Origin of the sequence: Streptomyces sp. NPDC007189, from assembly GCF_040703635.1 — a bacterium.
In the GTDB taxonomy this organism is placed as follows: Bacteria; Actinomycetota; Actinomycetes; order Streptomycetales; family Streptomycetaceae; genus Streptomyces.
The window spans coordinates 67,618-94,230 of sequence record NZ_JBEYEY010000009.1 but is presented as its reverse complement, the minus strand read 5'-3'; the positions used below and the strand labels follow the sequence as shown (position 1 = coordinate 94,230).

Sequence of the window (26,613 nt, the reverse complement as noted above, 5' to 3'; positions counted from 1 at the left end):
CCGATCAGGCCACGTCCCCGTCCCGCCAGTCGAAGACCAGCTCGCCGGCCGGGTCGAGGGGCCCCGCGAGCGCGGACCGTACGAACACGTCCCCCTCCTCGTCCGGCAGCCGTACGATCCCGTCCGGCGAGAGGGCGTGCACCTGACCGGGCCACCGCTGCCAGCCCCGGGCGGTGTACAGCCGGGCCCCGTCCTCGCTCGCGGAGAGCGCACCGAGGTCGTACGCCCGGCCGATGATCCGCTCCAGCTCGCCCAGCACCCGCCCCCCGAGCCCGGTACGCCGCGCGTCCGGCCGTACGGCGACGGCCTCGACGTACCCGGTGCGCAGCCAGCGCCCCCGGTGCCGGATGCGCCGCATCACCACGGATCCGTGCGCGGCGAGCCCGGCCCGGTCGTGCACGAGCACGTGCGTCCCGCCGAGCCCGTGGTCCCAGTCCTGGTCGGAGAAGCCCCCGTCGAACGCCTGGTCCAAGAGGGCGCGGGCGGCGCGGAGTTCGCCGGGTGCGAGGTCGGCGGTGTGGGCGATGCGCAGTCGGACCGTCATGGGCCCACTGTCCCGCGGTCCGCGCCGTGTGATGGGCGGTTCATGGAAACGGGCCGGGAAGCCTGCTCGGTGGCAGGCTTCCCGGCCCGTGTTCGGGGAGGGCCGAAGGTCAGCCCATGTGCGGGTAGGAGTAGTCGGTCGGCGGGACCAGCGTCTCCTTGATGGCCCGGGTCAGGGTCCAGCGCAGCAGGTTCTGCGGGGCGCCGGCCTTGTCGTTGGTGCCGGAGGCGCGGCCGCCGCCGAAGGGCTGCTGGCCGACGACGGCGCCGGTCGACTTGTCGTTGATGTAGAAGTTGCCCGCCGCGTAGCGGAGCTTCTCCATCGTGTACGCCGCCGCGGCGCGGTCGTTGGCGATGACCGACCCGGTGAGCGCGTAGTCGGACACCGACTCCATCTGGGTCAGCATCTCGTCGTACGTGTCGTCCTCGTAGACGTACACGCCGAGGACCGGGCCGAAGTACTCGGTGCGGAAGATCTCGTTCTCCGGGTCGGTGGAGACGATCACCGTCGGGCGGACGAAGTAGCCGACCGAGTCGTCGTAGCTGCCGCCCGCGATGATCTCGCAGGCCGGGTCGGACTTCGCGCGGTCGATCGCGGCCTTGTTCTTGGCGAACGCGCGGTCGTCGATGACGGCGCCGATGAAGTTCGACAGGTCGGTGACGTCACCCATGGTGAGGTGGTCGACCTCGGCCGCGAACTCCTCCTTGAAGCCGCTGTTCCAGATCGACGCCGGGATGTACGCCCGGGAGGTCGCGCTGCACTTCTGGCCCTGGTACTCGAAGGCGCCCCGGGTCAGGGCGGTCTTCAGCACCGCGCGGTCGGCGCTCGGGTGGGCGACCAGGAAGTCCTTGCCGCCGGTCTCGCCGACGAGCCGCGGGTAGGAGCGGTACTTCTCGATGTTGGCGCCGACCGTCTTCCACAGGTACTGGAAGGTCTTGGTCGAGCCGGTGAAGTGGATGCCCGCGAGGTCGCGGTGCTCCAGGGCGACCTTGGAGACCTCGATGCCGTCGCCGGTGACGAGGTTGATGACGCCCTTGGGCAGACCGGCCTCCTCCAGCAGCTGCATCAGCAGGACGGCGGCGTGGGTCTGCGTCGGGGACGGCTTCCACACGACCACGTTGCCCATGAGCGCTGGGGCGGTGGGCAGGTTGCCCGCGATCGCCGAGAAGTTGAACGGCGTGATCGCGTAGACGAAGCCCTCGAGCGGGCGGTGGTCGAGGCGGTTCCACACGCCCGGGGAGTTCGCCGGCGGCTGCTCGGCGAGGATCTGGCGGGCGTAGTGGACGTTGAAGCGCCAGAAGTCGACCAGCTCGCAGGGGGTGTCGATCTCCGCCTGCTGGGCGGTCTTCGACTGGCCGAGCATGGTGGAGGCGGCGAGCGTCTCGCGCCAGGGGCCGGCGAGCAGCTCGGCGGCGCGCAGGATGATCGCGGCACGGTCGTCGAAGGACATCGCGCGCCAGGCCGGGGCGGCGGCGAGCGCCGCGTCGATGGCGTCCCGCGCGTCCTGCTGGGTGGCGTGCCGGCCGGTGCCGATGACGGACTTGTGGTTGTGCGGCTGGACCACCTCGAAGGGCTCGCCGCCGCCCATCCGCTTCTCGCCGCCGATGGTCATCGGCAGGTCCATCGGGTTCTCGGCCAGCTCCTTGAGCTTGGCCTCCAGCCGGGCGCGTTCGGGCGAACCGGGGGCGTAGCCGTGCACCGGCTCGTTGACCGGGGTGGGGACCTGGGTCACAGCGTCCATGAGATCCGTAACTCCTTGTACGTGAGCGGGTGTTGGCTGGCTCAGCCCTTGCTGACCATGCTGCGCAGGAAGAACCGGAGGTTGGCCGGCTTCTCCGCGAGCCTGCGCATGAAGTAGCCGTACCAGTCGGTGCCGTAGGCGGTGTAGACGCGCATGCGGTGGCCCTCGGCGGCCAGTCGCAGGTGCTCCTCGCCGCGGATGCCGTACAGCATCTGGAACTCGTACTCGGCCGGCTTGCGGCCGGCGCGGTGGGCCAGCTCCTGCGCGATGGCGATGAGGCGCGGGTCGTGGGACCCGATCATCGGGTAGCCCTCGCCCTCCATCAGGATCCGCAGGATGCGGACGTACGCCTTGTCGATCTCCTGCTTCTGCTGGTAGGCGACCTCGGCGGGCTCCTTGTAGGCGCCCTTCACCAGACGGACGCGGCTGCCGGCGGCGGCGAGCCGGCGGGCGTCGGCCTCGGTGCGGAAGAGGTAGGCCTGGATGACGCAGCCCGTCTTCGGGAAGTCCTTCCGCAGCTCCTCGTGGATGGCGAACATCGAGTCGAGGGTGGTGTGGTCCTCGGCGTCCAGCGTCACGGTCGTACCGATGGCGGCGGCGGCCTCGACGACCGGGCGGACGTTGGCGAGGGCCAGCTCGTGGCCGCTCTCCAGCGCCTGGCCGAACATGGACAGCTTCACCGACATCTCGACCTTCTCGCCCAGCTCCAGCGGCTTGAGCCGGTCGATCAGCTGCAGGTAGGCGTCGCGGGCGGCGGCGGCCTGCCCGGGGGTGGTGATGTCCTCGCCGACGACGTCCATCGTCAGCTCCAGGCCCTTGGCCGTGAGGTCCTTGATGATCGGCACGATGTCGTCGACGGTCTCACCGGGGATGAAGCGGTCGACGACCTGCTTGGTCACCGGGGCCGCCGAGATCAGGCGTCGCATCCGGTCGCTGCGCGACGCGGCGAGAATCACGGGACCCAGCACGGGGCACCTCCACAGACAAGCACCGAATAGGCCGTTTCCCGACGCTTCGGGTACGGCACGGAGAACCACCGTGAAACCTAAGGATCTCTTTGATCCTGGGCCATCGACAGCTGTCACGCATCCGTGCGCGGGATCTCAGACAGATGTATGAAGGCCGCCGGAAAATGAGGGAGAATGGCGGAGTGGCGGCGGATTTCAAGGGCCCCGAGGGCGACTACCAGGAGCTGGTCGACGAGATCTCCGAGCTGCTGGGCGTCCCGGCGACCCTGGAGAACCGCGACTTCGAGCTGATCGCCTTCGGCGCGTACGACAGCGAGGACGAGCTGGATCCCTCCGCGCTGGACCCGGTGCGCACCCGCTCGATCCTCACCCGGCGCTCCACCGCGACCGTGCGCGCGTGGTTCGAGGGCTTCGGCATCACCCGCGCGACCGGCCCCGTGCGGATCCCGCCGAGCCCGGAGGCCGGGGTCTACCGCGGCCGGATCTGCCTGCCGGTCCGCCATCGGGGCGTGGTCCTCGGTTACGTCTGGCTGCTGGAGGGCGACCCCGGGCCGACGGACGCCCAGCTGGCCGCCGCGATGGAGGTGGCCGGCCGGATCGGCGCGCTGCTCGCGGACGAGGCGGAGGCCGGGGCCGGGCTGAGCCGGGAGCTGCGGGCGGTGCTCACCGCGGAACGCGGCTGGCAGCAGGACATGGCGGTGGCCGAACTCCGCACCGCGCTCGGCCCGCGCGCCGACGGCCCGGTGACCCTGGTGTGCGTCGCCCCCTGGCCGTCGGCCGACCCTGACGACGCCCCCGCCGCCCGTACGATCCCGCACGCCACGGCGCTGTGCACGCTGCCCTGGGGGGCAGCGGCGCAGAGTCTGGCGTTGCTGGTGCGTCTGCGGGCCTCGGACGTGAGCGCCCCCGCGACGGCGGCGGCCATGCGGCTGCTGAAGGAGGCGGAAGCGGTGCGCGGGGTCCCGGGGAGCGCGGGAGGTGCGCCGGACGGCGCCGCGCGCGGGGCCGGGGCCCGGGCGGCCGCGGCGGCCGCCGCGGGACTCGCCGGGGCGGCGGTGGCCCGGCACGCCGCGGGCCCCCGGTGCGCCGCCGGGATCGGGGAACCCCGTCTCGGGCTGGCCGAGTTGGGGACGGTGTGGCAGGAGGCCGCCGCCGCGGCGCGCGCCGCGCTGGCCGAGCCGCGGTTCGGGCCGGTCGCCCAGTGGGCGCGCATCGGGCCGTACCGGCTGCTGACCGCGCTGCCGGCGCAGGCCGCGCACGATCCGGTGGTCGGCCCGCTGCTCGTCCCCGCCCATCGTGAGCTGGCCCGCACCGCGGAGGTCTTCCTCGACTGCGCGGGCCAGGCCGGCCGCACCGCCGCCGCACTCGGCATCCACCGCCAGACCCTGTACTACCGCCTGTCCCGCGTCGAGCAGCTGACGGGCCTGGACCTGGACGACGGCGAGGACCGGCTCCTGCTGCACATGGCCCTGAAGCGGGCCCGGCTCTAGCGGTCCCGGATCCCCCGCCCTCGAAGTCCCCCTCGGAGCACCTCACGGGACCCGCCGCGTCGGCCGGTTCCGGGTGCCGGCTGATCCCGGCGGTCAGCTCTTGCCGACTCCGTCGAGCACCCGGCGCAGCCCCTCGGTGAGCTGCTCCGCGGTGGTCGCCGAGTCCGGGTCGAAGAGCCACTGGACCATGAGGCCGTTGAGGAGGGTCTGGTAGAGGCGGCCCTCGGTCTCGACCGCCTCCTGGTCGAGGTCCGCCTCGGGGACACCGCTGAACAGGGCGGCGAGTCCGGCCCGGCCCTCCTTCTGCGCCTCGGCCAGGAGCTTGCGCACCTGCTCCAGTCGCTCGTCCTGGAACATGAGCTCGAAGCTGAGCAGCCAGATCGGCCGCGATTCGGGGACCGTGCGGATGATGCTCGTCCACACCTCCTGGAAGCGCTCCAGCGATCCGGGAGGCTGCGTCACCTTTCCGCCGAGCCTGGGGTCGAACCGCTCCCCCACGCCCTCGATCAGCGAGACGTACGCCTGCACCAGCAGCTCGGCCTTCGACCCGTAGTGGTAGCCGATCGACGCCAGGTTGGTGCCCGACTCCTTGACGATGTCCCGCGCGGTCGTGCGCAGGAACCCCTTCTGAAGCAGGCAGCGCTTGGCGCCTTCGAGCAGATCCTCGCGGTGTCCCATGGGCCCACCCTAGCGCCGATCCATACAGCCGTCCTATACGGCTGAATTACACAATCGTTCTAGACAGTTGTGTAAGACGGCCGTACAGTCATCGGCATGACGAACTCGACGAGCACGAACGCCCCGGTCGGCGCCGGCAACTCCGTACCCGCCCGCGCCGGGCGCCGCGAGTGGACCGCTCTCGGCGTGCTGATGCTCCCGCTGCTGCTGGTCTCGATGGACGTCTCCGTCCTGTACTTCGCGACCCCCGCGATCAGCGCCGACCTGCACCCGAGCGGCACCCAGCAGCTGTGGATCTTCGACATCTACGGCTTCGTCCTGGCCGGCCTGCTGATGACGATGGGCTCCCTCGGCGACCGCATCGGCCGCCGCAAGCTCCTGCTGACGGGCGCCGCGGCCTTCGGCGGAGCCTCGCTCCTCGCGGCCTACGCCGGCAGCGCCGAGACCCTGATCGCGGCCCGCGCGGTCCTCGGCATCGGCGGCGCGACCCTGATGCCGTCCACGATGGCCCTGCTGCGCACGATGTTCACCGACCCCGCACAGCGGGCGAAGGCGATCGGCCTGTGGTCCGGCGTGATGACCGGCGGCATCGCGCTCGGCTCGGTGATGAGCGGCATCCTCGTCGAGCACTTCTGGTGGGGCTCGGTCTTCCTGGTCAACCTGCCCGCGATGGCGCTGCTGCTGCTCCTCGGCCCGGTGCTGCTGCCGGAGTCGAAGAACCCGGACCCCGGGCGCTTCGACTGGCCGAGCGTCCCGCTGTCGATGGCCGCCGTGCTCCCCGTGATCTACGGCCTGAAGGAGATCCCCTCCGAGGGCTGGCACCCGCTGTACGTCGTCTCCGTCACCGTCGGCCTGCTCTTCACGGCTCTGTTCGTCCACCGCCAGCGCACGGCCGCCTCGCCGCTCATCCCGCCGGCCCTGCTGAAGAGCCACGGCTTCACCCCGGCGCTGGTCCTGAACCTCATCGGCAGCCTCGGCATGATGGGTTCGGCCGTCTTCACCACGCAGTACCTGCAGTCGGTCCTCGGTTACAGCCCGCTCGCCGCGGCCCTGTGGAGCCTGCTGCCCTCGGTGTTCATCGGCTTCGCCGGCCCGGTCACCGCACACCTCGTCCAGCGGGGCGTCAACCGCGGATACGTCGTCGCCGGTGGCTTCGCGGCCATGGCGGCCGGTTACTCGATGCTCGCCCTCGTCGGCACCGACTCGCTCTGGCCCACGCTGGCCGGGGCCGGCGTCCTCGCCTGCGGGGTCGTCGCGATCATGTCCCAGCTGACCGACCTGGCCATGAGCGGCGCACCGGTGGAGCGGGCGGGCACCGCCTCCTCCCTGCTGGAGACCAGCGCCGAGTTCGGCGGGGCGCTCGGCATGGCGGTCCTCGGCTCGATCGGTACGGCGGTCTACCGCCACGAGATGCCGGCCGGCGCCCCGGCCGGGGCCCGCGAGACCCTGGGCGACGCCCTCGCCACGGCCGCCCACCTGCCCGGCCGGACCGGTGCGTCCCTGCTCGCCAGCGCCCGGGAGGCGTTCACCACCGGGATGCACGGCGCGGCGGTCGCCGGGGCGGTGCTGCTGGCCCTGGCCGCGGTGGGCGCGGCGGTGAGCCTGCGGAGGATCGAGGTCAGGGAGAAGTAGGGCGGAAAAGAACGCCGGGCGGGCCGACCTTCGTCAGCCCGCCCGGCGTTTCACAGCACGTCTCAGACGAGGTTCACCGACCGGGCCGACGTGGCGCCGATCTCGGAGGCGACCTCGGCCAGCACGCCGGGGGACACCGTGTCGTCGACGGTGAGCACCGCCAGGGCCTCGCCGCCCTGCGCGGCGCGGGCGACCTGCATGCCGGCGATGTTGATGCCCGCCTCGCCGAGGATGCGGCCGACGGTGCCGACGACACCGGGACGGTCCTCGTAGCGCAGCACCACCATGTGGTCGGCGAGGGCGAGGTCGACGTCGTAGTCGCCGACCGCGACGATCTTCTGCAGGTGCTTGGGGCCGGCCAGCGTGCCGGAGACCGACACCTCCTCGCCGTCGGCGAGCGTGCCGCGCACGGTGACCACGTTGCGGTGCTCGCTCGACTCGGAGCTGGTGGTCAGCCGCACCTCGACCCCGCGCTCCTGGGCGAACAGCGGCGCGTTGACGTACGACACGGTCTCGTCGACGACGTCCTCGAAGACGCCCTTGAGCGCGGACAGCTCCAGCACCTTCACGTCGTGCTGGGTGATCTCGCCGTAGACCTCGACGTCGAGGCGGACGGCGACCTCACCGGCGAGCGCGGTGAAGATACGGCCGAGGCGCTCGGCGAGCGGCAGGCCCGGCTTGACGTCCTCGGCGATGACACCGCCCTGGACGTTCACCGCGTCCGGCACCAGCTCGCCGGCGAGGGCGAGGCGGACGGACTTGGCGACGGCGATGCCCGCCTTCTCCTGGGCCTCGTCGGTGGAGGCGCCCAGGTGCGGGGTGCACACGACCTGGTCCAGCTCGAACAACGGGGAGTCGGTGCACGGCTCCTTGGCGTACACGTCGAGGCCGGCGCCGGCGACCCGGCCCTCCTTCAGCGCCGCGTACAGCGCCTCCTCGTCGACGATGCCGCCGCGCGCGGCGTTGACGACGCGCACGCCCGGCTTGACCTTGCGCAGCGCCTCGTCGCCGATCAGGCCGAGGGTCTCGGGGGTCTTGGGCAGGTGGACGGTGATGAAGTCGGAGACCTCCAGCAGCTCGTCCAGGGACAGCACCTTGACGCCCATCTGCGCGGCCCGCGCGGGCTGCACGTAGGGGTCGTAGGCGACGACCTTCATGCCGAAGGCGGACATGCGCTGGGCGACCAGGGCGCCGATGCGGCCGAGCCCGACGACGCCGAGGGTCTTCTCGGCCAGCTCCACGCCCGTGTACTTGCTGCGCTTCCACTCGCCGTTCTTCAGCGCGGCGTTGGCCTGCGGGATGTTGCGGGCGGTGGACAGGATCAGACCGCAGGCCAGCTCGGCGGCGGTCACGATGTTGGAGGTCGGGGCGTTGACGACCATCACGCCGGCCTTGGTGGCGGCGGAGACGTCGACGTTGTCCAGGCCGACGCCGGCGCGGGCGACGACCTTGAGCTTCTTCGCCGCGGCGATGGCCTCGGCGTCGACCTTGGTGGCGGAACGGATCAGGATCGCGTCGACGTCGGCGATGGCGGGGAGCAGTTCGGCTCGGTCCGCTCCGTTGCAGTGCCGGATCTCGAAGTCCGGGCCGAGTGCGTCCACGGTCGCGGGCGACAGCTCTTCAGCGATGAGTACGACGGGTTTCGAGCTCACGTGAGGTCCTCACAAGTCCAATGCGGACGGCCGTCCCGACGGCCGCTGGCGGTGGAGGGGTGCTAGCCGCGTGGAAGACGCACGACGCTGTGGGCCTGACGCGCTTGTTGTGCAGCAGTCTAGTTGCGCCGCGGGCGTCGGTTTGCGCCGCTGCGGAAGTATCACCCGTCCGGGGCTGGACGGGGTGGACAACGCTCGGGGTCGCCCTCGACCCGGCGCCGTCCGGGGTGACCGAAAGGGGGCCGAAGCAGATTGCCCCGGCCCCCTGACGTGAGGCTTACGCCTCCTCGTTCACCCAGCTCATCAGCTTGCGCAGCTGCTTGCCGGTGGTCTCCAGCAGGTGCTCGGCGTCCTGCTGCTTGTACTCGTTGTACTTCTTCAGGCCGCCGTGGTACTCGTCCATCCACTGCTGGGCGAAGGAGCCGTCCTGGATCTCGGCGAGCACCTTCTTCATCTCGGCCTTGGTGGCGTCGGTGATGATGCGCGGGCCGGTGACGTAGTCGCCCCACTCGGCGGTCTCGGAGATGGACCAGCGCATCTTCTCCAGACCGCCCTCGTACATGAGGTCCACGATCAGCTTCAGCTCGTGCAGGCACTCGAAGTAGGCGATCTCCGGCTGGTAGCCGGCCTCGGTCAGGGTCTCGAAGCCCGCCTTGACCAGCGCGGCCGTACCACCGCAGAGGACGGCCTGCTCGCCGAACAGGTCGGTCTCGGTCTCCTCGGTGAAGGTGGTCTTGATGACGCCGGCGCGGGTGCCGCCGATGCCCTTGGCGTACGACAGGGCGAGCGCGAAGGCGTTGCCGGAGGCGTCCTGCTCGACGGCCGCGATGCACGGAACGCCGCGGCCCTCCTCGTACTGACGGCGCACCAGGTGGCCCGGGCCCTTCGGGGCGACCATGCAGACGTCGACGCCGGCCGGGGGCTTGATGAAGCCGAAGCGGATGTTGAAGCCGTGGCCGAAGAACAGCGCGTCGCCGTCCTTCAGGTTCGGCGCGATGGACTCCTCGTAGACCTGGGCCTGGATCGGGTCCGGGACCAGGATCATGATGACGTCGGCCTCGGCGGCGGCCTCCGCCGGCGTGACCACGCGCAGGCCCTGCTCCTCGGCCTTGGCCTTGGACTTGGAGCCCTCGTGCAGACCGACACGCACGTCGACGCCGGAGTCACGCAGCGACAGCGCGTGGGCGTGGCCCTGGCTGCCGTAGCCGATGACCGCGACCTTGCGGCCCTGGATGATGGACAGGTCGGCGTCAGCGTCGTAGAACAGCTCGGCCACTTTGGGTTCTCTCCTTGGTGTGCAGGTTGTGCGTCCCACCGTATGACGGTGGGTGGGAAGGAAGTCTGGGGGTCTCGGCATACGGGCGGGCGGCGGCGCGCCGACCGCCCGTTTCCAGCCTTACGCGGATCGGTCGAGCGCGCGCAGCGAACGGTCCGTGATCGAACGGGCGCCGCGGCCGATCGCGATCGTGCCCGACTGGACCAGTTCCTTGATGCCGAACGGCTCCAGCATCTTCAGCATCGCGGACAGCTTCTCGCCGGATCCGGTGGCCTCGATGGTGACGGCCTCCGGGGAGACGTCGACGGTCTTGGCGCGGAACAGCTGGACGATCTCCACGATCTGGGAGCGGGTCTCGTTGTCGGCGCGGACCTTCACGAGGACGAGTTCGCGCTGCACGGCCTGGCCCGGCTCCAGCTCGACGATCTTCAGCACGTTGACGAGCTTGTTGAGCTGCTTGGTCACCTGCTCGAGCGGCAGGTCCTCGACGCCGACCACGATGGTGATGCGGGAGATGTCGGGGTGCTCGGTGACGCCGACCGCGAGCGAGTCGATGTTGAAGCCGCGCCGCGAGAACAGGGCGGCGATCCTGGCCAGGATGCCCGGGGTGTTCTCCACCAGGACGGAGAGCGTGTGCTTGGACATGGTCTTTTTACGTCTCTCTCGCTCAGTCGTCTTCGTTGTCGCCGAAGTCGGGGCGGACGTCCCGGGCGGCCATGATCTCGTCGTTGGAGGTGCCGGCGGCGACCATCGGCCACACCATCGCGTCCTCGTGGACGACGAAGTCGACGACGACGGGACGGTCGTTGATGGAGTTCGCCTCCTGGATGACCTTGTCCAGATCCTCCGGGCGCTCGCAGCGCAGGCCCACGCAGCCCATCGCCTCGGACAGCTTCACGAAGTCCGGCACGCGCGTGCCCTTGGCCTCCGGGTTGATGTCGTCGGGGCCGGAGTGCAGCACGGTGTTGGAGTAGCGCTGGTTGTAGAACAGGGTCTGCCACTGGCGGACCATGCCGAGGGCGCCGTTGTTGATGATGGCGACCTTGATCGGGATGTTGTTCAGCGCGCAGGTGGTCAGTTCCTGATTGGTCATCTGGAAGCAGCCGTCGCCGTCGATCGCCCAGACGGTCTGCTCCGGCTGTCCGGCCTTGGCGCCCATCGCGGCCGGGACGGCGTAGCCCATGGTTCCGGCGCCGCCGGAGTTCAGCCAGGTGGCGGGCTTGTCGTACTGGATGAAGTGCGCGGCCCACATCTGGTGCTGGCCGACGCCCGCGGCGAAGATCGTGCCCTCGGGCGCCAGTTGCCCGATGCGCTCGATGACCTGCTGCGGGGACAGGGAGCCGTCCTCGGGCTGGTCGTAGCCGAGCGGGTAGGTCTCGCGCCAGCGGTTCAGGTCGCTCCACCAGGCGCTGTAGTCGCCCTTGTGGCCCTCGCTGTGCTCCTTCTGCACGGCCTGGACCAGGTCGGCGATGACCTCGCGGGCGTCTCCGACGATCGGCACGTCGGCGGCGCGGTTCTTGCCGATCTCGGCCGGGTCGATGTCGGCGTGGACGATCTTGGCGTACGGGGCGAAGCTGTCCAGCTTGCCGGTGACGCGGTCGTCGAAGCGGGCGCCGAGGGCGACGATCAGGTCGGCCTTCTGCAGCGCGGTGACGGCGGCGACCGCACCGTGCATGCCCGGCATTCCCACGTGCAGCGGGTGGCTGTCGGGGAACGCGCCGAGCGCCATCAGGGTGGTGGTGACGGGCGCTCCGGTGAGTTCGGCGAGGACCTTCAGTTCGGCCGTCGCGTGGGCCTTGAGGACGCCGCCGCCGACGTAGAGGACGGGCCGCTTGGCGGAGGTGATCAGCTTGGCGGCCTCGCGGATCTGCTTGGCGTGCGGCTTGGTCACCGGGCGGTAGCCGGGCAGGTCCATGGTGGGCGGCCAGGAGAAGGTGGTCTTCGCCTGCAGGGCGTCCTTGGCGATGTCGACCAGGACCGGGCCCGGGCGGCCGGTGGAGGCGATGTGGAACGCCTGCGCGATGACCCGCGGGATGTCCTCGGCCTTGGTGACCAGGAAGTTGTGCTTGGTGATCGGCATGGTGATGCCGACGATGTCCGCCTCCTGGAAGGCGTCGGTGCCGATCGACTTCGAGGCGACCTGGCCGGTGATCGCGACCAGCGGGACGGAGTCCATGTGCGCGTCGGCGATCGGCGTGACCAGGTTGGTGGCACCGGGGCCGCTGGTCGCCATGCAGACGCCGACCTTGCCGGTGGCCTGGGCGTAGCCGGTGGCCGCGTGGCCGGCGCCCTGCTCGTGGCGGACCAGCACGTGGCGCACCCGCGTGGAGTCCATCAGCGGGTCGTACGCCGGCAGGATCGCGCCGCCGGGAATGCCGAATACCGTGTCAGCGCCGACCTCCTCGAGGGAGCGGATGAGGGACTGCGCACCCGTGACGTGCTCGACGGGGGCGGACTGCTGTCCTCCGGATCGGGGCCGCGGCTGCGGATGGGCCCCGGTGGCCTGCTCGGTCATCGGCATTCTCTTCTCGATGCTGAGGGTTTTTGCGAGGTTTGAGCGGAGTTCAAGCGCTGCACGAACGGCACTCGTGCAACAAAAAACCCCTCGTGCCGCAAGGCAAGCGAGGGGAGCGCGCCGGTGAGGTCGCTGGGGATTCCGGAAGGTTCTCCGGTGGGTCCCAGCTCAGCCGACGCGCTGTCCAAGTACGAGAATTCGGGTGCGCATGGCACTGACCCTCCCCCCGACGCGCACCACATGTCAAGTAGGTGGGACGGGAGTCTCAGAATGTGAACGAAGGCCGCCGCCGCCTCCGACGACGGCCGTCACACCCCCGGTGTACACCCCCGAGCGCCCCTGCGGCTCGCTCACCCCTTTCCACGGCTCGTTCACCTCCGGGGCGCCCGCGAACGCCGGCTCGGCCGGCGGGTGCGGCACAGGGCAGTGGCCGGATGCGAGCGCCCGGCGCAGCCGGTACTCGTCCAGCGGGCCCGCGAAGGCCATCCCCTGCCCGTGGGTGCAGCCCATCGCGCGCAGCGCGACGACCTGCTCCGGCAGGTCCACGCCCTCCGCCACGGACTGCAGCCCGAGATCGCCGGCGATCCGCAGCAGACCACTGGTGATCTTGTACAGCCGTGCGGACTCCACGACGCCCTCGACCAGGCTTCGGTCGAGTTTCAGGATGTCCACGGGCAGCCTTCTGAGCGCGGTGATGGCCGCGTGGCCGCTGCCGAAGCCGTCCAGCGCGATCCGCACCCCGAGCCGGCTCAGCGCCGTCAGCCGGCGCTCCAGCTCGTCCAGGCCGACCCGCGGATCGGTGTCGGACAGCTCCAGCACCAGCGCGCCGGGCGGCAGCCCGTGCCGGGTCAGCAGCGTTTCCACGGAGCCGGGCGGCATCGAGCGGTCCAGCAGCCGCCGGGCGCTGGTCCGCACCGCCACCGGGACGACGGTCCCGCTCGCCGCCCGCTCGGCGGCCTGCTCGACCGCCTCCCGCAGGATCCAGCGGTCCAGCTCGGCCGTCTTGTCGCCGTCCTCGGCCATCCGCAGGAACTCGGCGGGGGTGAACAGCACCCCCTGCGAGGAACGCCAGCGCGCCTGCGCCGAGACCGCCGTGATCCGGCCGTCGTCGAGGCGCACCACCGGCTGGTGCAGCAGCGCGAACTCGCCGTCGTGCAGCGCGGCGCGCAGCCGGGTGGCCAGCTCCGCCTTGCGTACGACGTCCTGCTGCATCTGCGGCCGGTACAGCTCCACCCGGCCCTTTCCGCCCGCCTTCGCGCGGTACATCGCGAGGTCGGCGTTGCGCAGCAGCTCGCCCGCGCCGAGGCCCGGTTCGGCGAAGGCGACGCCGATGGAGGCGTTGACCCGGACGTCCCGGCCGTCGATGGCGTACGGCTGGGAGAGGGTCACCCTGAGGCGGTCGGCGAGCTCCAGGATGTTCCGCTCTCGGGCGGCACGCTCCCGGGTACCGTCCCCGACGATCAGGGCCGCGAACTCGTCGCCGCCCAGCCGGGACGCGGTGTCCCCGTGCCGGACCGCGTCCTGGAGTCTGCGGGCGGCCTGGACGAGCAGCTCGTCGCCGGCCTGGTGCCCGATCGTGTCGTTGACGGCCTTGAAGCCGTCCAGGTCGATGAAGAGCACGGCCGTACCGCGCAGGGCGGCGCCCCGGTCGGTGGCGCGGCGGCCGGACAGGGCCTGCTGGACGCGCTTGGTGAACAGGGCGCGGTTGGGCAGGTCGGTCAGCGGGTCGTGCTCGGCGTTGTGCTGCAACTGCGCCTGCAGGCGGACCCGCTCGGTCACGTCCCGGCTGTTGAAGATCAGGCCGCCGTGGTGGCGGTTGACGGTCGACTCCACGTTGAGCCAGCCGCCGTCGCCGGACCGGAAGCGGCATTCGATCCGGGTGGTGGGTTCCTCCAGCGGGCTGGCGGCGAGGAAGCGGCGCACCTCGTGCACCACGCAGCCCAGGTCCTCCGGGTGGATGAGGGCGGCCAGCTCGGTGCCCACCAGTTCCTCGGCGGGGCGGCCGTAGACCCCGGCGGCGGCCGGGGAGACGTACCGCAGGACGCCGTTGGGCGCGGCGATCATGATCACGTCGCTGGAGCCCTGCACCAGGGAGCGGAAGTGGTTCTCCTTCTGCGCCAGTTCCTGGGTCAGGGTGATGTTGTCCAGCAGCATGATGCCCTGCCGGATGACGAGCGCGAGCACCACGGCGCCCGCGGTGATCAGCACCACGTGGTCGGGCCGGCGGCCGTTGAGGACGTTGTACAGGATGCCCAGGGTGCACACGGCCGCGGCGAGGTACGGGGTGAGGGCGGCGAGGGAGCCGGTGAGCGGCCGTCCGGCCGGATACCGGCTGTGATCACCTCCCGGGGTGGGCACGGGCACGTGGTGGTGGCCGGTGCCGCGCTGTCCGGGCAGGTGCTCGTGCACCACGCGCGTGTGCCCGTCCGGTACGTGCCTCTCCCGCGCGCCCTTGCGGCGGGGCGCCGCCCAGGGGGCGTAGGCGAGCAGCAGCGAACCGGAGAACCAGCCGGCGTCCAGCAGCTGCCCGGAGTGGTAACTGCTGTGCAGCAGCGGCGAGGTGAACAGCGCGTCGCACATCACGGTCAGCGCGAGCGCGCCGATCGCGGTGTTCACCGCCGTGCGGTTGCCCGGGCTGCGGCGGAAGTGCAGCGCGAGCACCATGCTGACGAGCGCGATGTCCATCAGCGGGTACGCCAGCGACAGCGCGGTGTGCGCCACGCTCGGTCCGTCGAACCGGGCCGCCTGGGCGAGCGCCAGGCTCCACGACAGCGTGAGCAGCGAGCCGCCGATCAGCCAGGCGTCCAGCGCCAGGCAGATCCAGCCGGCCTTGGTCACCGGCCGTTTGGCGAGCACCAGCAGGCCCACGATGGCGGGCGGCGCGAAGCACAGGAAGAACAGGTCGGCGTAGCTGGGGCTCGGCACGGACCGCCCGAGGACGACCTCGTACCACCCCCAGACCGCGTTGCCGAGGGACGCCATCATCGAGGAGAGCGCGAACAGCAGCCAGGCCGAGCGGAAGCGGACGCGCGGGCTGCGGGCGTACGCGAAGCAGGACACGGCGGCGGCGCCGGCCGCGGCGCTCAGTCCGAAGTCGCCCATGATCAACGCCAGTTCGTCCGTGCCCCAGTCGAACGCGGCCCCGACGGCGTAGGCCGCGCAGACGAGGGCAAGGACGAGTTGCTCCCGCGTGCGGGTGCCCTCACCGGCGGCCGGCCGGCCCGGCGGCGGCGCCTGCTGCGGGTGCGGTGCGCGCACCGCTGAGTCGAGGGCGGTCGTCAGCGAGGGCGGCGCGCTCACCGGGGCCTCCCGGTCCGCGCCGCTCCCGGGCCGCGGTGCCGGTGCGCCGGGTGCGCGTGCCTCCTGCGGCCGCTGTGCCGGCGCTGGTGATGGCTGTGGTGGCCGGTGTGGTGACCGCGTCTGCGCGCGGCCGTGCGCCAGGGTCGCCGTCGGCGGCTCCGCCGCGTCGGATCGTTCGTCCATAGGCCGTGCATCGCCCGTCGCCCCCCTCACAAATCTGAAATGTCCATCCCCGGCGCCCAACGGTCGGCGGCGCTGCCCCTTCCGGGACGATACACCAGGATCGTCACTCAGGGACATAGCTTCTCTACGCTCCGTGACGACCAGGGGGGATGCGGGTACGGCCCGCGTCCGGGGGGTTGCGGAGGGTGCCGGAAGCGGATCAGACCCCTGTCGTCAGGATCACGTTCCGCAGCGGCTCCTGGTTCACGAACCGGGTCAACTGCTCCACGAGCAGCCGCTTCGCGCGGGGCAGGAACGCCGAAGTCGGCCCGCCCACGTGGGGGCTGATGAGCACGCCGGGGGCCTGCCAGAGCGGGTGTCCCGGCGGCAGCGGCTCGGGGTCGGTGACGTCCAGGGCCGCGGTGATCCGGCCGCTCTCCAGCTCCGCGAGCAGCGCCTTGGTGTCGACGACCGGGCCGCGGGCGACGTTGACGAGCAGCGCGCCGTCCTTCATCCGCGCCAGGAACTGGGCGTCCACCAGGCCCCGCGTCTGCTCCGTCAAGGGCGTGGAGAGGATCACGACGTCGGCGTGTGGAAGCAGAGAGGGCAATTCGGTGAGCGGATGCACCGGACCGCGCGCCGTGGTGCGCTCAGAGCGCGCGACGCGCGCCACCCGCGCGACCTCGAACGCCGCGAGCCGGTCCTCGATGGCGGCGCCTATGGAGCCGTAGCCGACGATGAGGACGGACTTGTCGGCGAGGGCGGGCCGGAATCCGCCCAGCCACTCGCCGCGGTCCTGGGCCCGCACGAAGTCCGGGATGCCGCGCAGGGAGGCGAGCGTCAGGGCCAGCGCGAGTTCGGCGGTGCTCGCCTCGTGCACGCCGCGGGCATTGCACAGCTGCACGCCCGGCCGGATGACGGACAGCCGGGCGGTGACGTCGTCGACGCCGGCCGTCAGCGTCTGGACCACCCTGACGTTCGTCAGATGCTCCAGCGGGCGCACCTTGACCGGCCACCGCTTCATGTAGGGCACCACGTACACGACGCAGTCCGCCGGGTCGCCGGGAAAGGGCTGCTCGCCGTCCTCGCCCCCGTCCCAGAACAGGTACCGGGGTCCGGCGGGAAGCCCCTCGATCTCCTCGGGCGCGATGGGAAGCCACACGTCAGCACTCATGGCAAGGAGGCTATGTCAGGCACGCGCGCGTGCAGAGGTTAGGTTGGGGGCCGGGCAGAGGGAGGTTCACGAGCAGGTGGAGCGCAGGACGATCGGCGCGGGGGCGCTCGCGGTGGGGGCCGTCGGCCTCGGGTGCATGCCGATGAGCTGGGCGTACAGCACCTCCCGGCAGCGCGGCGACGAGTCGCTCAGATGCGTGCACCGGGCGCTGGACCTGGGCTCGACCCTCCTGGACACAGCCGACATGTACGGCCCCTTCACCAATGAGCTGCTGCTGGGCCGGGTGCTGAAGGAGCGGCGCGCGGAGGCCTTCGTGTCCACGAAGGTGGGGCTGCTGGTGGGCGAGCAGCACATCGTGGCCAACGGCCGCCCCGGATATGTGAAGCGGGCCTGCGACGCCTCGCTGCGGCGCCTGCAGACGGACGTGATCGACCTCTACCAGCTGCACCGCGCCGACCCCGAGGTGCCGGTGGAGGAGACCTGGGGCGCGATGGCCGACCTGGTGCGGGCCGGCAAGGTGCGGGCGCTGGGCCTGTGCGCGGTGGGGGCGCGCGGCGGACGGCGCTCGGGCGCCGGGCTGCACGACGGCACCCTGCGCCAGTTGCAGCGGGTGCAGCAGGTGTTCCCGGTGGCCGCGGTGGAGGCGGAGCTGTCGGTGTGGTCGCCGGAGGCGCTGCGGGCGCTGCTGCCGTGGTGCGAGGCGCGGGGCGTGGGCTTCCTCGCGGCGATGCCGCTGGGCAACGGCTTCCTGACCGGCACGCTGACTCCCGGCGAGGGCTTCGAGCCGGACGACGTACGCGCCCGGCATCCCCGTTTCACGGCGGAGATGATGGCGGCCAACCAGCCCATCGTCGCGGGCCTGCGCCGCATCGCCCGCCGGCACGGCGAGCACGTCACCCCGGCCCAGGTGGCGCTGGCCTGGGTGCTGTCCCACGGCCGCCATGTGATCGCCCTGCCCGGCGCCAAGCAGGAGCGGTGGGCGGCGGAGAACGCGGCGGCGAGCGAACTGCGCCTGACCGAGGAGGACTTCGCGGAGATCGCACGGCTGCCGGCGGCGCAGGGATCCTGGGACTGACGGGTGTGCGGGATCGGTGGTGCCGGAGCGGGAACCCGGGGAGGCTGGCGGTGTACGAGAACGAGCACCCGCCGCTGGACCACCGCCTCGAAGGGACCATGATCGTGCGACGACGCGTTGTGCCGGCCGTGCTGGCCGCGGCCGCCCTGCTGCTGGCGGCCGGCTGCTCCTCCGACGGCGGAGGGCCCCCGGCCGGTGCCGGGCGGACGACGGCCACGGGTGCGGCGCCGGGCACGGCCCCCTCCGGCCGGGCCACCGCCTCGCCCCCGCCGGCGAGGGGCTCGGTGAAGGTGCTGCGCACCGTGGCCCGGAACCTGAAGACGCCGTGGGGGCTGGCCCCGCTGCCCGGCGGCGGCCTGCTGGTCTCGTCCCGCGACGACGGCACGATCGTCCGGATCGACGACAGGACGGGCCGTACGACCGAGCTGGGCACGGTCTCCGGGGTGTCCCCGGCCGGCGAGGGCGGTCTGCTGGGCATCGCCCTCTCCCCCGGCTTCGCCTCGGACCACATGATCTACGCCTACTTCACCTCGGCCTCGGACAACCGCATCGTCCGCATGCTGTACGACGCGCACAAGCCGGCCGGCGAGCAGCTGGGCGCCCCGGACACGGTGTTCAAGGGCATTCCCATGGGCTTCATCCACGACGGCGGCCGGATCGCGTTCGGCCCGGACGGCATGCTGTACGTGGGCACGGGGGAGAGCGGCGAGCGGGGTCTGGCGCAGGACAGGAAGTCCCTCGGCGGCAAGATCCTGCGCCTGACCCCGGAGGGCGAGCCCGCTCCGGGCAACCCGTTCCCCGGCTCGCCGGTGTACTCGTACGGCCACCGCAACGTCCAGGGCCTGGCCTGGGACAACCACCAGCGCCTGTTCGCCTCGGAGTTCGGCCAGGACACCTGGGACGAGCTGAACGCCATCAAGCCGGGCGGCGACTACGGCTGGCCGAAGGCCGAGGGCCGGTCCTCCGACCCCGCCTTCCAGAACCCGCTGGCCCAGTGGCACCCCGACGACGCCTCCCCCAGCGGCATCGCCTACGTGAACGGCGTGATCTGGATGGCGGCCCTCAGGGGCGAGCGGCTGTGGCGCGTCCCGCTCGACGGCACGCGGGCCTCGGCGCCGCCGCAGGCCTTCCTGACCGGCAGGTACGGCCGCCTGCGCACGGTGGTCGCGGCGGGCGGCGACAAGCTGTGGCTGGTGACGAGCAACACCGACGGCCGGGGCCGGCCCCAGAAGGGCGACGACCGGGTGCTGGAGGTGGAGGTGAGGTGAGCCGCGGTGAGGTGAGGTGCGCCGTCGTCATCCCGCCACCAGCCGGTCCCCGTCCTCCAGCGGGAACAGCCCCAGCCGGTGGGCCAGGGCCGCCGCCTCGCCCCGGCCGGAGACGCCGAGCTTGCTGAGGATGTTGGAGACGTGGACGCTCGCGGTCTTCGGGGAGATGAACAGCTCCTCGGCGATCTGGCGGTTGGTGCGGCCCGCGGAGACCAGGCGCAGCACGTCCCGCTCCCGGCTGGTGAGCCCGAGGGCCGCGGCCGGGTCGGCCGGGGCGAGGGCCTGCCGGGGCGGACCGGTCAGGGTGAGGCGGGCGCGCTGGGCGAGCCGGGCGACGGCGTCGGCGAGGGAGCGGGCGTCGAGGTGGGCGGCGACCGCCGCGGCCAGCCGGAGCAGTTCCAGCGCGCGGTCGCGTTCGTCGTCGCCGCCGTCGGCCAGGAGGGCCGCGGCGAGGCGGTGGCGGACCCGGGCGAGGTCGTAGGGGCGGTCCAGGCACTCGAAGGCGGTGACGACCGGCGACCAGTCGTCGGCGGTGTCCGCGCCCTGCGCGCGGCGCAGTTCGGCGCGGGTCCACTGCTCGTAGGCCCGCCAGAGCGGGGCGCCGGTGGCGAGGTGCCGTACGGCCTCGCCGAGGCGGTCGAGGATCTCGGCGCGGCCGGGCTCGGCGGCGGGCAGGGCGCGGGCCTCGGCCTCCGCGCCGGCGGCGGCCCGCAGCAGTGGCCAGCCGTAGCGCTGGGTGCCGGGCGGGAAGCCGTCGTCCAGGGCCCGGAGCAGTTCGGCGCGCGCGTCGGCCGTGCGGCCCTCCTCGGCGGCGACACCGAGGACCACCCGGGCCAGCGGCAGGGAGTGCTGGGGCATGGGGTCGTGGGTGCCGTAGTGGGCGCGGGCGGCGGCGAGTTGGCGGCCGGCCTCGGCGAGGTCGCCCCGGGCCAGGGCGAGGTGGGCCAGGTGCAGGGCGCCCGTGCCACGGGTCTTGGCGCTGTGCCCGGCCCGGGACGCGTGGGCGGCGGCCTCGGCGGCCTCCGCCCAGTCGCCGAGCGCGTACAGGGCCTCGGCCAGGTTGCCGCGTATCCAGGACTCGGAGTCCAGCAGCCCCTGGGCGCGGGCGAAGGCGATGCCCTCGCGCAGGAGGACGACGGCCTCCCGGTCGCGGCCGATGCCCTGCAGCTGGGACGGCAGGTTGACGTAGGTGCGGCCCGCCACCTGGTGCACGCCTTCGGCGAGGGTGTCCCGCAGCACCTGCCGCATCCGGTCCAGCCCTGTGTCCGTGTCGCCGGCGTCGACCTCCAGGCAGCCCAGGGTGAGGCGGGCGTGCAGTTCGATCTCGCGGGCGCCGACCATGCGCGCGTACTCCACGGCACGCTCGGCGGCGGCGAAGGCCTCGGGTCCGGGGCGGTGCAGCATGGACCAGTTGGCGGCGAGGGCCAGCACCTCGGCGTGCACCTCGGACGGCGGCAGGCCGCGCACCAGGTCCTGGGCGGTGGCCAGTTCCTGCCGGCCGTCGCCGCGGGCCTGGGCCTGCACCAGGCGGGAGCGCTGGATCCAGAACCAGGCGGCGCGCAGGGGGTCCGGCTCGTCCTCCAGGAGGCGCAGCGCGCGCTTGGTGATCTTCAGGGCCCGTTCGCGTTCACCGCCGAAGCGGCCCGCGACGGCGGCCTCGGCCATCAGGTCCAGGTAGCGCAGCGGGGTGGTGGCCGGGTCGCAGCCGCAGGGAGGGTAGACCTCGGTGTAGTCGACCGGGCGCAGGGCCGAGCGCACCTCCTCCGGGACGCCGTCCCACAGCTCCATCGCCCGCTCCAGCAGCCCTAGTTGCTCGGTGTAGGCGTGCCGGCGGCGGGCCACGACGGAGGCGTCCAGGACGGCGGGCAGCGCCTTGGCGGGGTCGTGGGCGTGGTACCAGTAGCTGGCCAGGCGCATCACGCGCGCGTCGGCCGGGACGAGCGTGGGGTCGGCCTCCAGCGCTTCGGCGTAGCGGCGGTTGAGGCGGGAGCGTTCGCCGGGCAGCAGGTCGTCGGCGACGGCCTCGCGGACCAGGGAGTGCCGGAAGCGGTAGCCGTCGCCGGCCGGGGTGACGGTGAGGATGTTGGCGCCGACGGCGGCCCGCAGCGCCTCGATGAGGTCGTCCTCGCCGAGCTGGGCGACGGCGGCGATCAGCCGGTACTCCACGGTGGAACCGCCCTCGGCGACGATCCGGGCGACCCGCTGGGCGCTCTCGGGCAGCGCCTCGACCCGGACCAGGAGCAGGTCGCGCAGGGAGTCGGTGAGGCCGGCGCAGCAGCCGTCGCGGGCGGCGACGGCGAGTTCCTCCACGAAGAAGGCGTTGCCGTCGGAGCGTTCGAAGATGTCGTCGACCTGGGCGGGGTCGGGTTCGGCGGCGAGGATGCCGGCGATCTGGCCGCCGACCTCCGCGCGGGTGAAGCGGGCCAGTTCGATGCGGCGGACGGTGCGCAGCCGGTCCAGCTCGGCGAGCAGGGGGCGCAGCGGGTGGCGGCGGTGGATGTCGTCGGAGCGGTAGCTGGCGAGGACGAGGAGCCTGCCCGTGCGCAGGGTGCGGAACAGGTAGGCGAGGAGGTGGCGGGTGGAGGCGTCGGCCCAGTGCAGGTCCTCCAGGACGAGCACGACCGGCCGCTCGGCCGCGACCCGCTCCAGCAGCCGGACGGTGAGCTCGAACAGCCGGGTCATGCCCTGCTCGTCGTGGTGGCCGGCGCCGGCCTCGCCGAGGTCGGGCAGCAGGCGGGCCAGCTCCTCCTCCTGACCGCGCGCGGCGGCGGCGAACTCCTCGGGCAGGGCGTCCCGCAGGGTGCGCAGCGCGGCGGCGAAGGGGGCGAACGGCAGCCCGTCGGCGCCGATCTCCACACAGCCGCCGACGGCCACGACCGCGTGCCGGCCGGTGAGCGCGGCGAACTCCTCGACGAGGCGGGTCTTGCCGACCCCCGCCTCACCGCCGAGCAGCAGCGCCTGGGGCTCGCCGGCGCGGGCGCGGGCGAGCGCGGCGTTCAACGTGTCCAGCTCGTCGGTGCGGCCGACGAACACGGGACTGACGGACCTGGTCTCCACGGGCCCGAGCATCGCACGGGATCGGGACGGCGGGGCAGCGGTTTTCCACAGGTCCGGTGCGATCGTCGTACCCATGGCCGGAAGGGGCGTACCCGGGGACGGACGGGTCGCACGGCCGGGACGGGCAGTCGTACGACCCCGGCCCGGGTGGTCCGGAAGGCGGCCGACCCCCGTACGGCCGCCCTCCGTCCCGGCCCCCTCCGCCGCTCCGGCGGTCACGCGGTGCGTGGGATCCGGTGCCGGCGGGGCCGGTCGGTATGGGACTCGGCGGCCGCGCCCTCGGGGCCGGCCGAGCCCGCGCGGCGGGCGGCGCGGTGCGCCCGGACGGCCGCGCGGGCCAGCCGTGCCCGCTCGGCCTCGCGGATCAGCTCGGCGGAGCGCATCTTGTGGTAGTCGAACTCGATCATGACGTGTCCCTTCGCGGAGGGCCGGTGTGGTGCGTCGCGTTCTGCGATGCCTCCACCTTCGTCTCCCAGCCGGGTGCGCCGCATCGGGAGAGTTCCGCATCTTCGGGCGTCGTACGGGCCGCACGCGCGCGTAAGGGGCCTCAGGGAGTCCGTAAGGTGCTCATGGATTCCCTAAGGCCCCTTGGGACCTGCGGCTTTCTCAGCTTGTCGAGGGCAGGGCGAGCAGGGCGTCGGAGTACTTCAGGACCGCCAGCAGCAGGCCGATGACAGCGAGCGAGACACCGCCCCAGGCGACCGACTTGATCCAGTGGGCCTGCGGGCGCCCGGGGGTGCCGAAGGCGGGCCGGGCCAGCACGACGACACCGGTGAGCAGCGCGGCCAGCGCGAACAGGCCGGCCCACAGGGCGGTGCTGTGCCAGGCGTTGCCGTACACCGCCTTGATCTGGGTGGCGACGGTCGCGGTGGACGACGTCCGCAGCTGGCCGACGAGCTGTTCCCGGGCGCCCGCGACGGTGCCGATCCAGCCGCCGCTGAGCGAGACGAACCCCAGCGCGGCGGAGACGACGGCACCGGCGCCCTGCCCGACCCCGGAGGGCGCCTTCTCCCGCCCGGCCGCCTCCTCGGCGGCCCCTTCCGCGGCGGCCACTTCCTCGGCGGCCACTTCCTCGGCGGCCTGTTCCTCGGCGGCCTTCTCCTCCGCGGTCACGTCCTCGACGGCGTCCGTGTGCCCGGAGCCGTCCTCACGGGTCTGTGCCCGCGCCGTCTCCTCCTCGGTGCCGGCGGCCTCCACCGCCGTGTCGTCGTCCTGCGCCTCGGTGCCGGCCGTGGCGCCTTCCTGTGTCTTCGTAGCCATGCCCGGCACCGTACGGACCCTGTCTGAGAGGCCCCTTAATGATCGTCTTGTGCGCCACGCGCGCGTGCCGCGCGCCACTCGGGGGCGAGCAGCGACCAGATCTCGGTGCTCGCGCGCACCCCGTGGTGCGGGTGGTTCTCGCGGAGCACGCCCTCGCGCGTCATGCCGAGCCGGCGGGCCACGTTGATGCTGGGCTCGTTGGCGGAGGAGGCATACCACTCCACGCGGTGCATGCCGCGCTGTTCGAAGGCCCAGTCCAGCAGTACCCGCATGGCCCGGGTGACCAGTCCGCGCCCGGTCGCCGCGGGCTCCAGCCAGCACCCGGCCTCGCACACCCCGCTCGGCGTGTCCCACACCCGGAACAGCACACCGCCGACCAGCTTCCCGTCCAGCCAGATGCCGTGCACGCTGCCGGCGTCGGCGGCGCGCTTGTCGGCGTACGACCTCAGCCACGAACGCGCGCCGTCCAGGTCGTGCACCACATCGGCCAGTCCGATGTGCCGGCCGATGAACTCCCGTCCGCGGTCGACGCCTGCGAGCACCTCCTCGGCGTGCCACACCTCCAGGGGCCGCAGTTCCGCGCCGTCGTCACCCAGGGATATCGCGTACATCGCGCTGATCGTCCTCCCGCAGATCCGCCACAGAGACGTCGCCGAGCCTCTCATGCGCGGCACGGCACTCGGGCGGCTCGATGCTGAGATGCGGCAGGCGGCGCTCCAGCCAGGCGGGCAGCCACCAGTTGGCGGCGCCCAGCAGATGCATCAGCGCGGGCACGAGCAGGGTGCGCAGGACGAAGGCGTCCAGGGCGACGGCCGAGGCGAGCGCTATGCCGAACATGGCGATCACGCGGTCGCCGCTGAGTACGAAGGCGAGGAAGACCGAGATCATGATGATCGCCGCGGAGTTGATGACCCGGCTGGTCTCGGCGAGGCCCACGCGGACGGCGCGCCGGTTGTCACCGGTCTCCAGCCACTCCTCGTACATCCGGCTGACCAGGAAGACCTGGTAGTCCATGGACAGCCCGAAGAGCACCGAGACCATGATCACCGGCAGGAAGGGCTCGATCGGGCCGGCCCGGCCGAGGCCGAGCAGTTCGCTGCCCCAGCCCCACTGGAAGACGGCGACGACGATCCCGAACGCGGCGGCCACGGCGGCGATGTTCATCACCGCGGCCTTCAGCGGGATGCCGAGCGAGCGGAACGCGACGAGCAGCAGCAGACAGCCGAGCCCGATGACCGCGCCGACGAACAGCGGGAGTTTGCCGACGATCACGGCCGCGAAGTCGTCGTAGCCGGCGGTGACCCCGCCGACCTGGATGTGCAGGGAGGTGCCGGTCTCGGCCCGCGGCAGCACCTTGGTGCGCAGCCGGTGCACGAGGTCGCTGGTTTGCTGCGACTGCGGCGCCGAGGTGGGGACGACGGTGAGGTAGGCGGTGGTGCCGCTCGCGTCGAAGGTGGCCGGGGTCACGGAGGCGACGCCCGGGGTGGCGCGCAGGGTCGTGTCGAGGTTGTCCAGGGCCAGCCCGCCGTCGGCGCCGTCGACCCGGGTGACCAGGGTGAGCGGCCCGTTCACCCCGGGCCCGAAGCCCTCGGCGAGCAGGTCGTAGGCCTTGCGGGTGGTGGAGGTGCGAGGGTCGTTGCCCTGGTCGGAGGTGCCGAGGTGGAGGGAGAAGGTGGGCAGGGCGAGCACGGCGATGACGACCACGGCGAGCGAGCCGAGCAGCTTGGGGTGGCGTTCGACCAGCGCCGACCAGCGGGCGGCGAGCCCGGTGGGCAGCTCCGGGCGCGGCCCGTGCTCGGCGAGCCGGCGCCGCTCGCGGCGGCTGAGGGCCCGCGAGCCGATGTACGACAGCAGGGCGGGCAGCAGGGTGACCGAGGCCGCGACCGTGAGCAGCACGGTCAACGAGGCGGCCACGGCGACCCCGTTGAGGAAGCTCAGGCGCAGGATCAGCATGCCCATCAGCGCGATGCACACCGTCGCGCCCGCGAACACCACCGCGCGTCCGGTGGTGGCGACGGAGTTCACGGCGGCCTCGGTGACGCCCAGGCCGCGTTTGAGTCCGCGCCGGTGTCTGGTCACGATGAACAGCGCGTAGTCGATGCCGACGCCGAGGCCGATGAGCATGCCGAGCATGGGCGCGAAGTCGGCGACCGTCATGGCGTGCCCGAGCAGCCCGATGCCGGAGTAGGCGGTGCCGACGCCGACCAGCGCGGTGGCGATGGGCAGGGCCGAGGCGGCGAGCGAGCCGAAGGCGAGGAACAGCACGACGGCGGCGACGAGGACGCCGACCACCTCGGCGGTGTGCTCGCGCGGGGACGCGGTGAGGCCTATGGCGCTGCCGCCCAGCTCCACCTGGAGCCCGTGGCCCTCGGCGGCCTCGGCGGTGTGCACCACGGCCTCCGCCTCCGCCTTGCCGATGTGCTCGGCCTCCTGCGTGAAGGTGACGGTGGCGTAGGCCGTGTGGCCGTCGTCGCTGATCCGGTGGGCGCCCTGGCGGCCGTAGGGGCCGTCCACCGAGGCGATGCCGGGCAGCGCGGCGATCCGGTCCAGGGCGCGGGTCATGGTCTGCTCGACGCCGGCGGCGCGGACGCTGCCGGCGTCGGTGTGCCAGACGACGGTGTCGCTGTCCCCGCCCAGGCCGGGGAAGCCCTCCTTGAGCAGCTGGGTCGCGCGGCCGGCCTCGGTGCCGGGAACGTCATAGGCGTTCGAGTACGACGAACCGGCCACGGCGGCGCCCGCGGTGACCCCGCCGAAGGCGAGGAGCCACAGCAGCACGACGATCAGCCGATGCCGGACACACCAACGCGCGAGGTCTGCCACG

At 72.5% G+C, this 26,613-nt stretch carries 19 protein-coding genes; 4 read left to right on the top strand and 15 right to left on the bottom strand.

Annotation, left to right across the window (positions count from 1 at the left end):
* Window positions 1-4: 4 nt before the first annotated feature.
* The 3 genes from AB0950_RS19910 to AB0950_RS19900 all read right to left on the bottom strand — a co-directional run bounded on the left by AB0950_RS19910 (window position 5) and on the right by AB0950_RS19900 (window position 3,253).
* A complete protein-coding gene (locus tag AB0950_RS19910; protein WP_360152333.1) occupies window positions 5-544 on the bottom strand; it encodes a GNAT family N-acetyltransferase in 540 nt (179 codons plus the stop codon).
* 109 nt (window positions 545-653) lie between these two features.
* Window positions 654-2,285 carry an L-glutamate gamma-semialdehyde dehydrogenase gene (gene pruA, locus AB0950_RS19905; RefSeq protein WP_360572773.1) on the bottom strand — a complete coding sequence of 544 codons (1,632 nt, stop codon included), beginning with the start codon at window positions 2,283-2,285 and terminating at the stop codon, window positions 654-656.
* A gap of 41 nt (window positions 2,286-2,326) precedes the next feature.
* Entirely contained in the window at window positions 2,327-3,253 is a 927-nt protein-coding gene (locus AB0950_RS19900) for a proline dehydrogenase family protein (RefSeq protein WP_366779091.1), read from the bottom strand.
* A 164-nt stretch (window positions 3,254-3,417) separates the two neighbouring features.
* On the opposite strand from AB0950_RS19900, the gene AB0950_RS19895 reads away from it, so the two are divergent.
* Window positions 3,418-4,743 (top strand): helix-turn-helix domain-containing protein, encoded by a 1,326-nt coding sequence (locus AB0950_RS19895; protein ID WP_360572775.1) that lies wholly within the window; start codon window positions 3,418-3,420, stop codon window positions 4,741-4,743.
* Window positions 4,744-4,836: 93 nt separating this feature from the next.
* Here the strand turns inward: AB0950_RS19895 and AB0950_RS19890 are convergent, their stop codons facing one another.
* Window positions 4,837-5,421 carry a TetR/AcrR family transcriptional regulator gene (locus tag AB0950_RS19890; RefSeq protein ID WP_366779090.1) on the bottom strand — a complete coding sequence of 195 codons (585 nt, stop codon included), beginning with the start codon at window positions 5,419-5,421 and terminating at the stop codon, window positions 4,837-4,839.
* A gap of 96 nt (window positions 5,422-5,517) precedes the next feature.
* On the opposite strand from AB0950_RS19890, the gene AB0950_RS19885 reads away from it, so the two are divergent.
* A complete protein-coding gene (locus tag AB0950_RS19885) occupies window positions 5,518-7,053 on the top strand; it encodes an MFS transporter (protein WP_360152318.1) in 1,536 nt (511 codons plus the stop codon).
* 62 nt (window positions 7,054-7,115) lie between these two features.
* Here AB0950_RS19885 and serA read toward each other — a convergent pair whose 3' ends face one another.
* From serA to AB0950_RS19855, 6 genes are all read right to left on the bottom strand, one after another.
* Entirely contained in the window at window positions 7,116-8,705 is a 1,590-nt protein-coding gene (gene serA, locus AB0950_RS19880) for a phosphoglycerate dehydrogenase (RefSeq protein ID WP_360152315.1), read from the bottom strand.
* Between the two features lie 277 nt (window positions 8,706-8,982).
* Window positions 8,983-9,981, bottom strand: a complete 999-nt coding sequence (ilvC, locus tag AB0950_RS19875) for a ketol-acid reductoisomerase (RefSeq protein WP_360152312.1) — start codon at window positions 9,979-9,981, stop codon at window positions 8,983-8,985.
* A gap of 120 nt (window positions 9,982-10,101) precedes the next feature.
* A complete protein-coding gene (gene ilvN / locus AB0950_RS19870) occupies window positions 10,102-10,626 on the bottom strand; it encodes an acetolactate synthase small subunit (RefSeq protein ID WP_018544678.1) in 525 nt (174 codons plus the stop codon).
* A gap of 22 nt (window positions 10,627-10,648) precedes the next feature.
* Window positions 10,649-12,496: an acetolactate synthase large subunit gene (locus AB0950_RS19865; protein WP_361982276.1), complete on the bottom strand. Its 1,848-nt coding sequence runs from the start codon at window positions 12,494-12,496 to the stop codon at window positions 10,649-10,651.
* A 243-nt stretch (window positions 12,497-12,739) separates the two neighbouring features.
* Window positions 12,740-15,796: an EAL domain-containing protein gene (locus tag AB0950_RS19860; RefSeq protein ID WP_366779089.1), complete on the bottom strand. Its 3,057-nt coding sequence runs from the start codon at window positions 15,794-15,796 to the stop codon at window positions 12,740-12,742.
* Between the two features lie 382 nt (window positions 15,797-16,178).
* Complete coding sequence (locus AB0950_RS19855) at window positions 16,179-17,132, bottom strand: 2-hydroxyacid dehydrogenase (protein ID WP_360572781.1); 954 nt, start codon at window positions 17,130-17,132, stop codon at window positions 16,179-16,181.
* Between the two features lie 76 nt (window positions 17,133-17,208).
* Here AB0950_RS19855 and AB0950_RS19850 point away from each other — a divergent pair, with 76 nt between their 5' ends.
* Together AB0950_RS19850 and AB0950_RS19845 are read left to right on the top strand one after the other, a co-directional pair.
* Entirely contained in the window at window positions 17,209-18,207 is a 999-nt protein-coding gene (locus tag AB0950_RS19850; RefSeq protein ID WP_360152299.1) for an aldo/keto reductase, read from the top strand.
* A 98-nt stretch (window positions 18,208-18,305) separates the two neighbouring features.
* Window positions 18,306-19,475 (top strand): PQQ-dependent sugar dehydrogenase, encoded by a 1,170-nt coding sequence (locus AB0950_RS19845; RefSeq protein ID WP_360152927.1) that lies wholly within the window; start codon window positions 18,306-18,308, stop codon window positions 19,473-19,475.
* Between the two features lie 27 nt (window positions 19,476-19,502).
* Here AB0950_RS19845 and AB0950_RS19840 read toward each other — a convergent pair whose 3' ends face one another.
* The 5 genes from AB0950_RS19840 to AB0950_RS19820 form a co-directional block, all read right to left on the bottom strand.
* Window positions 19,503-22,544 (bottom strand): AAA family ATPase, encoded by a 3,042-nt coding sequence (locus tag AB0950_RS19840; RefSeq protein ID WP_366779088.1) that lies wholly within the window; start codon window positions 22,542-22,544, stop codon window positions 19,503-19,505.
* 203 nt (window positions 22,545-22,747) lie between these two features.
* Window positions 22,748-22,939 (bottom strand): hypothetical protein, encoded by a 192-nt coding sequence (locus tag AB0950_RS19835; protein ID WP_366779087.1) that lies wholly within the window; start codon window positions 22,937-22,939, stop codon window positions 22,748-22,750.
* Window positions 22,940-23,138: 199 nt separating this feature from the next.
* Window positions 23,139-23,792, bottom strand: a complete 654-nt coding sequence (locus AB0950_RS19830) for a hypothetical protein (RefSeq protein WP_366779086.1) — start codon at window positions 23,790-23,792, stop codon at window positions 23,139-23,141.
* Between the two features lie 35 nt (window positions 23,793-23,827).
* Window positions 23,828-24,403, bottom strand: coding sequence for a GNAT family protein (locus AB0950_RS19825; protein ID WP_360152286.1), 576 nt, complete (start codon window positions 24,401-24,403; stop codon window positions 23,828-23,830).
* A complete protein-coding gene (locus tag AB0950_RS19820; RefSeq protein WP_366779085.1) occupies window positions 24,381-26,612 on the bottom strand; it encodes an MMPL family transporter in 2,232 nt (743 codons plus the stop codon). The genes AB0950_RS19825 and AB0950_RS19820 overlap by 23 nt, the downstream gene beginning before the upstream one ends.
* Window position 26,613 lies beyond the last annotated feature (1 nt).

Coding starts and splice junctions, on each gene's coding strand:
- AB0950_RS19910 (WP_360152333.1), bottom strand. CDS start 544: ATGACGGTCCGACTGCGCATCGCCCACACCGCCGACCTCGCACCCGGC.
- pruA (WP_360572773.1), bottom strand. CDS start 2,285: ATGGACGCTGTGACCCAGGTCCCCACCCCGGTCAACGAGCCGGTGCAC.
- AB0950_RS19895 (WP_360572775.1), top strand. CDS start 3,418: ATGAGGGAGAATGGCGGAGTGGCGGCGGATTTCAAGGGCCCCGAGGGC.
- AB0950_RS19890 (WP_366779090.1), bottom strand. CDS start 5,421: ATGGGACACCGCGAGGATCTGCTCGAAGGCGCCAAGCGCTGCCTGCTT.
- AB0950_RS19885 (WP_360152318.1), top strand. CDS start 5,518: ATGACGAACTCGACGAGCACGAACGCCCCGGTCGGCGCCGGCAACTCC.
- ilvN (WP_018544678.1), bottom strand. CDS start 10,626: ATGTCCAAGCACACGCTCTCCGTCCTGGTGGAGAACACCCCGGGCATC.
- AB0950_RS19865 (WP_361982276.1), bottom strand. CDS start 12,496: ATGACCGAGCAGGCCACCGGGGCCCATCCGCAGCCGCGGCCCCGATCC.
- AB0950_RS19855 (WP_360572781.1), bottom strand. CDS start 17,132: ATGAGTGCTGACGTGTGGCTTCCCATCGCGCCCGAGGAGATCGAGGGG.
- AB0950_RS19845 (WP_360152927.1), top strand. CDS start 18,306: ATGATCGTGCGACGACGCGTTGTGCCGGCCGTGCTGGCCGCGGCCGCC.
- AB0950_RS19840 (WP_366779088.1), bottom strand. CDS start 22,544: ATGCTCGGGCCCGTGGAGACCAGGTCCGTCAGTCCCGTGTTCGTCGGC.
- AB0950_RS19835 (WP_366779087.1), bottom strand. CDS start 22,939: ATGATCGAGTTCGACTACCACAAGATGCGCTCCGCCGAGCTGATCCGC.
- AB0950_RS19830 (WP_366779086.1), bottom strand. CDS start 23,792: ATGGCTACGAAGACACAGGAAGGCGCCACGGCCGGCACCGAGGCGCAG.
- AB0950_RS19825 (WP_360152286.1), bottom strand. CDS start 24,403: ATGTACGCGATATCCCTGGGTGACGACGGCGCGGAACTGCGGCCCCTG.